Source organism: Limosilactobacillus antri DSM 16041, assembly GCF_000160835.1.
GTDB classification, from domain to species: domain Bacteria; phylum Bacillota; class Bacilli; order Lactobacillales; family Lactobacillaceae; genus Limosilactobacillus; species Limosilactobacillus antri.
In genome coordinates this window covers 4,971-14,803 of sequence record NZ_GG700732.1, presented here as the reverse complement: position 1 = coordinate 14,803, position 9,833 = coordinate 4,971, and the positions used below count along the sequence as shown (strand labels likewise).

At 49.1% G+C, this 9,833-nt stretch carries 9 protein-coding genes, 19 tRNA genes and 1 pseudogene; 2 read left to right on the top strand and 27 right to left on the bottom strand.

Going from position 1 to position 9,833, the window contains the following annotated elements; genetic code table 11:
- Window positions 1–77 precede the first annotated feature (77 nt).
- The 5 genes and pseudogenes from HMPREF0494_RS00150 to yjbM all read right to left on the bottom strand — a co-directional run bounded on the left by HMPREF0494_RS00150 (window position 78) and on the right by yjbM (window position 4,059).
- Window positions 78–575 (bottom strand): GNAT family N-acetyltransferase, encoded by a 498-nt coding sequence (locus HMPREF0494_RS00150; protein ID WP_007122863.1) that lies wholly within the window; start codon window positions 573–575, stop codon window positions 78–80.
- 55 nt (window positions 576–630) lie between these two features.
- Window positions 631–1,507, bottom strand: a pseudogene (locus HMPREF0494_RS10855) (IS982 family transposase).
- 171 nt (window positions 1,508–1,678) lie between these two features.
- Complete coding sequence (locus HMPREF0494_RS00140) at window positions 1,679–2,572, bottom strand: RluA family pseudouridine synthase (RefSeq protein WP_007122860.1); 894 nt, start codon at window positions 2,570–2,572, stop codon at window positions 1,679–1,681.
- On the bottom strand, window positions 2,572–3,387 hold the full coding sequence (locus tag HMPREF0494_RS00135; protein WP_007122859.1) for an NAD kinase: 816 nt from the start codon (window positions 3,385–3,387) through the stop codon (window positions 2,572–2,574). Before HMPREF0494_RS00135 ends, HMPREF0494_RS00140 begins: the two co-directional genes overlap by 1 nt.
- Complete coding sequence (gene yjbM / locus HMPREF0494_RS00130) at window positions 3,388–4,059, bottom strand: GTP diphosphokinase (RefSeq protein WP_007122858.1); 672 nt, start codon at window positions 4,057–4,059, stop codon at window positions 3,388–3,390.
- Window positions 4,060–4,213: 154 nt separating this feature from the next.
- Between yjbM and HMPREF0494_RS00125 the strand changes: the two genes are divergently transcribed.
- On the top strand, window positions 4,214–4,849 hold the full coding sequence (locus tag HMPREF0494_RS00125; RefSeq protein WP_040458594.1) for a DsbA family protein: 636 nt from the start codon (window positions 4,214–4,216) through the stop codon (window positions 4,847–4,849).
- 156 nt (window positions 4,850–5,005) lie between these two features.
- Here HMPREF0494_RS00125 and HMPREF0494_RS00120 read toward each other — a convergent pair whose 3' ends face one another.
- The 3 genes from HMPREF0494_RS00120 to spxA form a co-directional block, all read right to left on the bottom strand.
- Window positions 5,006–6,085 (bottom strand): competence protein CoiA, encoded by a 1,080-nt coding sequence (locus HMPREF0494_RS00120; protein WP_007122856.1) that lies wholly within the window; start codon window positions 6,083–6,085, stop codon window positions 5,006–5,008.
- Window positions 6,086–6,138: 53 nt separating this feature from the next.
- Window positions 6,139–6,801, bottom strand: coding sequence for an adaptor protein MecA (locus HMPREF0494_RS00115; protein WP_040458593.1), 663 nt, complete (start codon window positions 6,799–6,801; stop codon window positions 6,139–6,141).
- A 143-nt stretch (window positions 6,802–6,944) separates the two neighbouring features.
- Window positions 6,945–7,346: a transcriptional regulator SpxA gene (gene spxA, locus HMPREF0494_RS00110; RefSeq protein ID WP_040458592.1), complete on the bottom strand. Its 402-nt coding sequence runs from the start codon at window positions 7,344–7,346 to the stop codon at window positions 6,945–6,947.
- Window positions 7,347–7,550: 204 nt separating this feature from the next.
- Here spxA and HMPREF0494_RS00105 point away from each other — a divergent pair, with 204 nt between their 5' ends.
- The gene (locus tag HMPREF0494_RS00105) at window positions 7,551–8,045 is read left to right on the top strand and encodes a hypothetical protein (RefSeq protein ID WP_007122853.1); all 495 of its coding nucleotides are present in this window, start codon (window positions 7,551–7,553) and stop codon (window positions 8,043–8,045) included.
- A gap of 109 nt (window positions 8,046–8,154) precedes the next feature.
- On the opposite strand, the gene HMPREF0494_RS00100 is transcribed toward HMPREF0494_RS00105, so the two are convergent.
- The 19 genes from HMPREF0494_RS00100 to HMPREF0494_RS00010 form a co-directional block, all read right to left on the bottom strand.
- Window positions 8,155–8,229, bottom strand: a tRNA-Asp gene (locus HMPREF0494_RS00100).
- Between the two features lie 4 nt (window positions 8,230–8,233).
- Window positions 8,234–8,307, bottom strand: a tRNA-Met gene (locus tag HMPREF0494_RS00095).
- 10 nt (window positions 8,308–8,317) lie between these two features.
- Window positions 8,318–8,389 (bottom strand) — tRNA-Glu (locus tag HMPREF0494_RS00090).
- 5 nt (window positions 8,390–8,394) lie between these two features.
- Window positions 8,395–8,483: transfer RNA gene (locus HMPREF0494_RS00085), tRNA-Ser, on the bottom strand.
- A gap of 2 nt (window positions 8,484–8,485) precedes the next feature.
- A tRNA-Ile gene (locus HMPREF0494_RS00080) sits at window positions 8,486–8,560 on the bottom strand.
- Window positions 8,561–8,568: 8 nt separating this feature from the next.
- Window positions 8,569–8,639, bottom strand: a tRNA-Gly gene (locus tag HMPREF0494_RS00075).
- Between the two features lie 12 nt (window positions 8,640–8,651).
- A tRNA-Phe gene (locus HMPREF0494_RS00070) sits at window positions 8,652–8,724 on the bottom strand.
- A 4-nt stretch (window positions 8,725–8,728) separates the two neighbouring features.
- Window positions 8,729–8,803: transfer RNA gene (locus HMPREF0494_RS00065), tRNA-Asp, on the bottom strand.
- A gap of 4 nt (window positions 8,804–8,807) precedes the next feature.
- Window positions 8,808–8,881: transfer RNA gene (locus HMPREF0494_RS00060), tRNA-Met, on the bottom strand.
- A gap of 9 nt (window positions 8,882–8,890) precedes the next feature.
- Window positions 8,891–8,978 (bottom strand) — tRNA-Ser (locus tag HMPREF0494_RS00055).
- Window positions 8,979–9,016: 38 nt separating this feature from the next.
- Window positions 9,017–9,090: transfer RNA gene (locus HMPREF0494_RS00050), tRNA-Ile, on the bottom strand.
- A gap of 16 nt (window positions 9,091–9,106) precedes the next feature.
- A tRNA-Met gene (locus HMPREF0494_RS00045) sits at window positions 9,107–9,180 on the bottom strand.
- Between the two features lie 25 nt (window positions 9,181–9,205).
- Window positions 9,206–9,279: transfer RNA gene (locus tag HMPREF0494_RS00040), tRNA-Pro, on the bottom strand.
- A gap of 4 nt (window positions 9,280–9,283) precedes the next feature.
- Window positions 9,284–9,357 (bottom strand) — tRNA-Arg (locus HMPREF0494_RS00035).
- A gap of 7 nt (window positions 9,358–9,364) precedes the next feature.
- Window positions 9,365–9,450, bottom strand: a tRNA-Leu gene (locus HMPREF0494_RS00030).
- A gap of 17 nt (window positions 9,451–9,467) precedes the next feature.
- A tRNA-Gly gene (locus tag HMPREF0494_RS00025) sits at window positions 9,468–9,539 on the bottom strand.
- Between the two features lie 9 nt (window positions 9,540–9,548).
- Window positions 9,549–9,621, bottom strand: a tRNA-Thr gene (locus HMPREF0494_RS00020).
- 43 nt (window positions 9,622–9,664) lie between these two features.
- Window positions 9,665–9,737: transfer RNA gene (locus tag HMPREF0494_RS00015), tRNA-Lys, on the bottom strand.
- A gap of 21 nt (window positions 9,738–9,758) precedes the next feature.
- Window positions 9,759–9,831: transfer RNA gene (locus HMPREF0494_RS00010), tRNA-Val, on the bottom strand.
- Window positions 9,832–9,833: the final 2 nt, after the last annotated feature.

Genomic DNA, 9,833 nt, shown 5'->3' with positions numbered 1-9,833 from the left:
ATCAAAAAGGAAAGCGAATTATGGTTCCATTACCAGTCTAAAAAAACGTCCTCACTTTTGATGCTGAGGACGTTTTTTTAGATTTCTTTTTCTAAAATCGGACAAATACGATCTTGTTTTCCTAAAAGAAAATGTTTGATCCCGATTTTTTTAAATCCATAACGTTCATAAAAACGAATAGCTGCATGATTTTTTTCATAAACAGCCAAACGTAAATAACGTTTTTGTTTCGTTTTAGCATAACGATTCGCTTCATCGAGTAACCGCTGCCCTAACCCTTTGTTTTGATAATCTTTGAGCAGATAGAGCCGTTGAATCTCTATAGCATCTTTTTCATCATTGACTTTCATATAACCAATGAGTATTTGATGATCCTTAATACCAATAAATTTACTGGTTGGCTGTGCCAATTCTACTGCCAATATTTCAGTTGTCAATTGTGTCTGTAAATATACTTGCATATCAAGTGGATCTGCGCCATCGATAAACGATTCATAAAAACTGACAACACTTACAACTTGTAAAGCATCTAGATCATCATGATCTAAATAGGCTAGTGTGATTTGATTGTTCATCTAACTCCTCCTTTTGACATAGTATATTATAAATCACCCGTGGTGCTAGTTAATTTTAATATCCTAAAGAATATCTCAAAGTTCCTTCAAAACGTCGTTGTGCTCGACTTAATAGAGCACTGTAAACCAGTAATATGCTTTCAAATCTACTCTCTAGCCCTTTAACAGAACGTGAGTTGAAATTTTGACAACCTAATTTTTCTTTGTTTTCCAAGTAAGCTGTGGTCTAGTTTTTCTGATTTATCCATGTTTTTACGTGGCGGAACGGATATAGTAATGCCCTTAAGGGCAAGCTCTTCATGGATTTTATAGCTAATATATCCTTTGTCCCCTAGGATATTGGGAAGATTCGCTTCTTCCGATAAAGTCTCTAACACTTTCACGTCATGGACACCTGGATTCGTGATTGAGTAAGTAATCGGAAAGCCAGTCTTAGTAACGATCATATGAATTTTAAGACCATAAAAATAAGATTTTTTTGTTGAGTTATAGCCAACTTTGGCTATTTGATTCAATAGTTTTGCTTGTCTATTTCTAACTGGTTTTCATAATGGACTAGGAAAACTATCTATAATTCCGACTAGTTCACCTTTGGTGAGCTTCTTGATGAAAAAGTATCGAATAATCTTGATAGTGTAAGCTAAGTTTGAACTTAAGCGAGTGAATCGACTCCTACTAGGAAAGTCACCATTAGGAAATAAGATGGAACAAACCGCTCTATACGTGGCTCTTTGGATAGTATAGCCATTAATTATGCCCCATATAACACAAGCAATAATCACTGTATCGCGTTGCTTCAGTTGATCAGTATTTCTTCGGTTTTTAATCTTATCTGGTACACAATTGTGGTATATGTTAGAAACAGTTCTCATAATTTTCTTGAATGTTATAAAAGTATCTGTATAATGTTCAGTATATTTTGATGAACGCATATAGTAGTCCTCATTTCTTGGGAGTTTTGAAACTACTATATGCGTTTTTTTGTTGATTTACCAACATGTTTAGACATTTTCCTCTAGGAAAAAATTAACTAGCACCACGGGTTAGTATTTATAAAGAATAAAGACCGTTCCACGGCGAAATTTACTGTGGAACGGTCTTTTTTAATTATTCTTAATTGCCATCTGAAAATCACCTGGTAATGGTGCCCTGACAGTGATCAGCCGCTCCTTAAAGGGGCTGTAAAATTGCAACCAGTAGCAGTGCAGGGCTTGCCGGTCAATCAGCGAACTGCCCGCCGCCGGACCATACATCCGATCGCCAACCAGGGGGTGCCCCAGGAAGCTAAAGTGGACCCGGATCTGGTGGGTCCGCCCGGTGTGCAGACGGATCCGGACCAGCGACCATTCGGTGCACGACCGTTCCAGCCAGTATTCCGTCACCGACGGCTTGCCATCCGGTGCCACCACCCGTTTGACAAACGAGTCCGGGTCCCGTCGGATGGGGGCGTCGATATAGACATGCTGGCTGCCCAGGCGGCCGTTCACCAGTGCGTAGTAGTTTTTCTTGACCGCGTGGTGCTTTAACTGGCGGTCCAGGACCGCGTGAGCAAAGCGGTGCTTGGGGAAAACCACCAGCCCGCTGGTGTCCTTATCCAGGCGAGTCGCCACGTGGGTCACCCGGTTTTCGTAGCCCTGTTCCCGGTAGTAACGCTTAACCCGGTTCACCAGACTATCGGCCACCGGAACGTTATGGGCCGGGACGGTGGCCACCCCCGCCGGCTTGTTTAACACCAAAAAATCCCGGTCCTCGTAAGCAATCTCAATCGGCGCGGCCGACTCGTCGACCTGGTCGTTGGCCTGCTCGGGAGGAAGCACAATGGAATACTCGTCTCCTGGCTGGACCTGGTCGGCAGCCCAGCGGGGTTCGCCATTAATCAGCAGCTGGCCACCGTGGTAAATTGCCGCCTTCATCAGCGAACTGGTCACCCCGCTCATTTTTAACGCCGCCCGCAGTTTCCGCGGGGTAGCGTGGTCGTAGCGCCAAGTAAACTCCATTATTTGCCACCACCGATGAAGGAGTCTTTAACCCGGTTCCAAAAGTTGGTGTGCCGGTAACGGGCAAAGGAAATCCGCTTTTGCGACACCTGGAAGGAGATTTCCATCAGGTAGCGCTTGCCCTTCTCATTTTTTAAGTGGAGCTGCTCCCGGTCACAGGTCATCACGTGGTCGTTCACGTCCCGCAGGCGTAGCATCAGTTTGGTGTCAGCACCGAAGATAATTGGCGACCCCAGCGTCCGGAAGACCCGGTTGTTGAGCGAAGCCATTTCGGCCAGCTGGAAGCCGACGCTGTTCGGGTCCATAATCGCGCCCCCCACCGACTTGTTGTAGGCCGTTGACCCCGTCGGCGTGGAGATGCAGAGCCCGTCACCCCGGAAGTTTTCAAAGAGCTGGTTGTTGATGTAAACGTCGCAGACCATCGTTCGCGTAATGTTGCGGATCGTGGCTTCATTGAGGGCCACGTAGCGATCAACGGTCCCGTCTGAATATCCGGCCCGCATGTCCAGCAGGGGGTAGGAAACCGATTGCCCGCTATCCTGGACCAGGCTGTCCACCAGGTCGTCAATCTCAAAGTTGCGCCAGTCAGTATAAAAGCCGAGGTGCCCGGTGTGAATCCCAACGAACCGCAGCCGGTCGAGCTGGTCAATGTAGTGGTGAAAGGCGGACAGCAACGTTCCGTCCCCACCGATTGTAATGACCACGTCCGGATTCTGGTCATCATAGACCAGACCCGCCCGCTCAATTTCCGCCCGCAAAAGCTTCGTCACCCGTTGCGATTCGGTAGTTTCGTTATTGTAAATTCCGACTTTCATTTATTCCTGCTCCTTTGGCTTGGCCGCACCCGCGTCGGCTGGGGCCGTCTGCGTCGACTTCTTATACGAGAACAAGTTTTGGGCTTCCTTAATCTCCTCCCGAATCTCCGACATCTCGTTATCCAGGCGGAAAGCCGCCTCAGCCGCCCGTTGCAGGCGCGCCGAAAGTTCTTCGGGGAAGGCCCCCTGGTACTTATAATTCAGCGAGTGTTCAATCGTGGCCCAGAAGTTCATCGCCAGGGTCCGGATTTGAATTTCCGCTAGGATCCGCTTTTCACCGGTAATCAGCTGGACCGGGTATTCGATCACGATATGGTAGGAACGGTAGCCGCTGGGCTTAACGTTCGAGATGTAGTCCCGCTCCTCTAAAATTGTCATGTCGCTTCGCTGGCGCAGCAGGTCAACCACCTTGTAGATATCTTCCACAAATTGGCACATGATCCGCAGGCCGGCGATGTCTTGCATATCCTGCTCCAGCCGGTCCGGCTGCACGTGCCGGCGGACCATCTTTTCCTTAATGCTCTCAACCGGCTTGACCCGTCCGGTGACGAATTCAATCGGTGAATGCTGCTCTTCATCCTGGTACTGTTTGCGCATCCCCCGCAGTTTTACCTTTAGTTCATTAACGGCCTGTTGATATGGCAATAGAAAATGCTGCCAGTTTTCAATCATAATCTAGCCTCCAGTTAAATCTCGTTCCTATTTTAGCATACTTTGCCCTTCTGATAGTCATTCTTCCCCGGAAAACAAATTGCTTTACAAACCAGGGGCAATTTGCAACAATAACAGATGTTAAGTTTACTTAGTAATGATCGGAGGGGCAGCAATGCTTGAGATTCACTTATTTGTGAACCCACTGGGGATGCGGTGTTTTCGTTGCGAAAATGACGTCCTCCGGGTTGATCAGAACCTACGAACTAAAATCAGTTACCAATTCATTCCGGTATTCAATATGCAGACAATTACCGACACGATTCGGCTCTACCACTTGGATCCTTGCGACTTGACCGTCCGCCAGGAAGTTTCTCGGGTGCTATCCCAGGTAATCCTTGATTATAAGGCGGCCCTCTTTCAGGGCGGACGCCGCGGGCGGCGGTTCCTACTCTACTTGCAAGATGCGATGACTAAGTCCGGCTGGCACTATTCTGACCAGTTCGCCCAAGAGATTGCGCTAAAGAGCGGGCTGGACCTCGAAATGTTTATGGAAGACCGTCATTCTGCAATTGCTCAGGAGGCCTTCAAAAAGGACCAGGCCATCACGAACTCCTTAGGGATTACCAAGTCGGCAACCGCAATTGTCTACGATACCAAGGAACCTGAATATGGCTACCTAATGCCCGATTTCGATTACGAAACCCTGGTTGAGTCTTATCACAACCACACCTTCAACCCGCAGCAATCAGTAAAGGAATTTGCTAAGCAGTACCATCCGTGTAGTCTCCGCGTAATTAAAAGCAATTAAATGACAGGGGGGTTCTTAAACCCCGCGAGCACAAACAGGGCTTCAATTCGGCTATGCCGAGTGAAGCCCTGTTTGTGCTTTAACTGTGTAAAAAAACTTAGCTCATCATTCCTTTGGTATTCTTTCCAACTGGTGCTGCCATGCGCTGGGGGCTGCTCAAATGATGAGTGGCAAGTGTAAATTTTCAGCACTCCCCTCCCCGTTCTCCGGTGCATGAGTTAAAGCGGCCGCTAAGCTGGCGTCCTTGGCGGCAAGGTTAGGAAACCAGCGCGGGTGGCAAAACAGGACGTATTGGTCACCGCACTTCCAGATTACCCTAGCCGCCAGCAAGTCGGCGGTAAAATTATCAATCACGGCCGTTAAAACCGTCCGCGGTGCACAGGCGAAGGCGAGCCAGTAAGACTGCCCGCATTGCCAGAGCCAGTGTTGCCAGCGCTGCCGCGACCAGGACGTAAACAGGGGCTGCTTGTCCAGGACCAGCACAACCGCAATCCGCCAGTAAATCACCGCAACCCGCGTGACTGGCCAGCTCGGTACCAGGTCATGGCAAACCAAGGGGCAATGGGCTAACGGCTGCTGAACCGTTGCGGCCGCCTGACCAGTGAGCCGGACTACCAGCTCACTTGTTGACGCAGTTCTGGCTAGGGCAGCAACCTGCTGCCGGACCACCCCGGTTGCCGACGGACGACCACTGACAAATGAGTACCGGCGAAAAGCACGGTGGTACTCAACCCGGCCGCGGGCGGTATTCCAATAGGGAACCGTTGGCCGACCGGCAATCACTTGGGTAAATTGGGCCACCTTTGCCCTGGACAGGTGGTGCCGGTAGGGACGGCCCAATAACCAGACTGGCTTGATCCCCAGCTGGGCGTAACCCCGGTTGCGGGCCCGTAACCGGTCGACCGTTAACGGACTGCATTGAAACTCAACCGCTACTAACCGCCGGCCCCGCTTTACTAAAATATCGGGCCGCTGGTTAATCGCCGGAAGATAAACTTCCAGGCACGGCTGTAAGCCCTGGGCGCGCAGATAACGAAAGAGCTGCTGCTTGCCGCGTAAGTGTTCGCCCGTCTCGCCTTCACTAACGGCACAATCCGCTCCTGGCAGGTGGGCAAAATGGGTCACCCTGCTTTTGCCCCGCCGCAAGCGGACTGGCTGCCGACAAGCTGGACAATAGTAGCGCTCACCGGGCTGGGCAGACTGGGCGAACACCAGCTCGCGCTTATTGGTTGCCACTAACAAAAAAATCCCCCCTCTTTAATAAAGACGGGAGATTGGGGTTATTGCATTTACTTGAAATAGTGGCGAACCGTGGTCAGCGCCGACTGGGACATGATTTTCTTAGCGTGTTCAGCCAGGTAGTCCGCCGAGGTTGCGGTCGGGTTGCCGTATTCATAAGCTAGTGCCAAGTGATTCTTGAGGGTGCTCTCACTATCCGGTTCTTCCGGGTCGTGAAGCGCCAGGTAATAACTCTGGTTATACTTGTAAAGTTCACTCACCAGGTCGTCATTATCCTGAATTCGCGCGTAGTCAACCAGTTCCTCAAAGGACGGAAACTGAACAACTTGCCAACGCGGCAGCTTCGTCGTGGTCCGCTGATCATCATCGTTAATCGTTGTCTGCCGCTCCCGCTGCTTGGCCCGCGCCTGCATGATGTTATTTTTAATGTAGTGGGCAATCTGTTCGTTATTTTTACTATTGAGTTTTTCATCACTGGAATTCTTGCTAATAAATAATTCCAGGCCGTTTCCGGTCGGCATTACCTGGAAGGTCACCGCATCATTGTCGACAAATTGGTGCTCCGTATCAACTTCCTGCAAGATACTGTAAAAGAAATCCTCAATTTGCTGATGGTCGCCGAGCAGGTCCAGGATTGTAATTCCCCGGGCGTCCAAGTCATCATTGCTGATGAGGACCCGAATCGTATTTTCATTGATTCTTTCCATTTCCAACGCCCAGCACCTCCTTAACAATAAGTCCTTATAACTATTCTAAAGGTTTTCCAATAAAAGTAAAGTAATCTAAAGCAGTGGTCAGCGGATAAGGACACCCGCCAGCCACTGCTTGCTTACTAGTTTGATGTTATTCAGACTGACTAAATCAAATCTGCCTTGCGTTGCGCTTCTGCCAATTCGAGTTCCCGTACCTGCCGTGGTAAGAATCGCCGAATTTCATCTTCGTTATACCCTACCTGAAGGCGCTTATCATCCATAATGATCGGGCGCCGTAAGAGTCCGGGGTGCTCGCTGATGAGCTTGTAGAGGGCCTTCATCGGCAAGGCGTTTAAGTCGACCTTGAGACTTTGGTACGCTTTGGAACGTTTCGAAATAATATCTTCGGTTCCGTCCTCAGTCATCCGTAAAATATTTTTAATTTCATCAACTGATAAAGGATCAGAAAAAATATTGCGTTCCGTAAATGGAATATCGTGTTCTCGCAGCCAAGCACGTGCCTTGCGACAAGAAGTACAACTTGGAGACGTATATAGAGTAACCATTAAGTAAAAAGCCTCCTTCTTTTCTCATTATGCAACATTCATCAGTACATATAGTATTATACTATGTTCTATCTACCGATAAAAGACTTCTCAAGAATTTCTTTAACTTTTTGTAAGTAAATAAACAAAGTCCGGATTTTTTTCTAATTGCTTCCCGAATTTGTACTATAATAGTAATTGACTATTATATGAGGAGGAATTCCTGTGCTAACTAAACTCAGCTTCACCTTTGGGTCCCACCAGATTCTCCAGGGAATTATTGATGAACACCCAGACCGCGAATTCAAATTAATGCAAGCGTCAACCCACAGCAATAAGCTGGCCCTGTTTGACCTATCTAACCAAGATTCAATTTTTAAAAACCCGGTAATCTTAACCGTCCTTGACGAGACGATGAACAGTAACTACAACGGCCTCTTTTACTACCAATCCTTCCAGGTCAATGGCGACCGTCAGCAGGTCCTATACAACAGCCTGCAAAAGGTCATTGATGACCAGCCGGCTGCCATGAACGCCGGTCTGATGACCTCTGTTGCTAATAAGAGCGAGAGTTCAACCCTCGTGTTAATCACGGTTTGGGACCGCTTTGAGGACCTGACCGCTTGGAAGGAAAGTGATTCCTTCGCAAACCTGACTAATTTCACCACGATGGGCTCCGACAACTATTACTATGACGAAGTTTATCGTTCTGTACGTTAATTTTATGCTTAAAAGTGAACACCACCCAGCGGTCTCCTGGCTGATGGGTGGTGTTCACTTTTATTTTAACCTAAACAAAAAAGACTGAGCTAATACTCAGCCTTGCTAGCGGTCCGTACGAGACTCGAACTCGTGATCTCATCCGTGACAGGGATGCGTCCTAAACCAACTAGACCAACGGACCAAAATTGCGGGGGCTGGATTTGAACCAACGACCTCCGGGTTATGAGCCCGACGAGCTACCAGACTGCTCTACCCCGCGATAATAAAAGTGACCCGTGCGGGATTTGAACCCACGATACCAGCGTGAAAGGCTGGTGTCTTAACCACTTGACTAACGGGTCATTAACGGAGAATGAGGGATTCGAACCCTCGCGCCGCTTTCGCGACCTACACCCTTAGCAGGGGCGCCTCTTCAGCCAACTTGAGTAATTCTCCAATGGGCCTAAATGGACTTGAACCATCGACCTCACGCTTATCAGGCGTGCGCTCTAAACCAACTGAGCTATAGGCCCATACCAAAAGCGGGTAACGAGAATCGAACTCGCGACAACAGCTTGGAAGGCTGTGGTTTTACCACTAAACTATACCCGCATTATTTAATTATGGCGCGGGACGGAATCGAACCGCCGACACACGGAGCTTCAATCCGTTGCTCTACCAACTGAGCTACCGAGCCAAAACGGTCCGTACGAGACTCGAACTCGTGATCTCATCCGTGACAGGGATGCGTCCTAAACCAACTAGACCAACGGACCAAAATTGCGGGGGCTGGATTTGAACCAACGACCTCCGGGTTATGAGCCCGACGAGCTACCAGACTGCTCTACCCCGCGATAATAAAAAGGAGGATGAGGGATTCGAACCCTCGCGTCGCTCTCACGGCCTAGCGGTTTTCAAGACCGCCCCCTTCAGCCACTTGGGTAATCCTCCATATATGCAAAACCAGATTCATCAGAGCAAACGCCCGATGGACCTTGTAGGACTCGAACCTACGACCGGGCGGTTATGAGCCGCTTGCTCTAACCAACTGAGCTAAAGGTCCAAAACAGCCAGTCAAATCGCGGCGGGGGGGATCGAACCCTCGACCTCCCGGGTATGAACCGGACGCTCTAGCCAGCTGAGCTACACCGCGAATGCTAATATATAAATATTAGAAGTCGGGAAAACAGGATTCGAACCTGCGACCCCCTGGTCCCAAACCAGGTGCTCTACCAAGCTGAGCTATTTCCCGAAAATGCACCCAGAAGGAGTCGAACCTTCAACCTTCTGATTCGTAGTCAGACACTCTATCCAATTGCGCTATGGGTGCGTACAAGTGCCGAGGACCGGGATCGAACCGGTACGGTTATCACTAACCGCGGGATTTTAAGTCCCGTGCGTCTGCCAATTCCGCCACCCCGGCATTATAGGAATTGACAAAGCGGAAGACGGGATTCGAACCCGCGACCCCCACCATGGCAAGGTGATGTTCTACCACTGAACTACTTCCGCATATTTAAGTGCCGACTAGAGGAGTCGAACCTCCGACCTTCTGTTTACAAGACAGATGCTCTACCAGCTAAGCTAAGTCGGCAAGTTTTCTTCGGTATTATACCAAACCGCTAGTCATTTGGCAATGAGCCGTGTGGGGATCGAACCCACGACCCTCTGATTAAAAGTCAGATGCTCTACCAACTGAGCTAACGGCTCATGAGCATAATGCTGCTCAAATGGAGGATACAGGGCTCGAACCTGTGACCCTCTGCTTGTAAGGCAGACGCTCTCCCAACTGAGCTAATCCTCCAT

What these genes read in the sequence shown, in the direction of transcription:
- HMPREF0494_RS00150 (WP_007122863.1), bottom strand. Translation starts at nt 575, where the DNA reads ATGAACAATCAAATCACACTAGCCTATTTAGATCATGATGATCTAGAT.
- HMPREF0494_RS00140 (WP_007122860.1), bottom strand. Translation starts at nt 2,572, where the DNA reads ATGGAGTTTACTTGGCGCTACGACCACGCTACCCCGCGGAAACTGCGG.
- HMPREF0494_RS00135 (WP_007122859.1), bottom strand. Translation starts at nt 3,387, where the DNA reads ATGAAAGTCGGAATTTACAATAACGAAACTACCGAATCGCAACGGGTG.
- yjbM (WP_007122858.1), bottom strand. Translation starts at nt 4,059, where the DNA reads ATGATTGAAAACTGGCAGCATTTTCTATTGCCATATCAACAGGCCGTT.
- HMPREF0494_RS00125 (WP_040458594.1), top strand. Translation starts at nt 4,214, where the DNA reads ATGCTTGAGATTCACTTATTTGTGAACCCACTGGGGATGCGGTGTTTT.
- spxA (WP_040458592.1), bottom strand. Translation starts at nt 7,346, where the DNA reads ATGGTTACTCTATATACGTCTCCAAGTTGTACTTCTTGTCGCAAGGCA.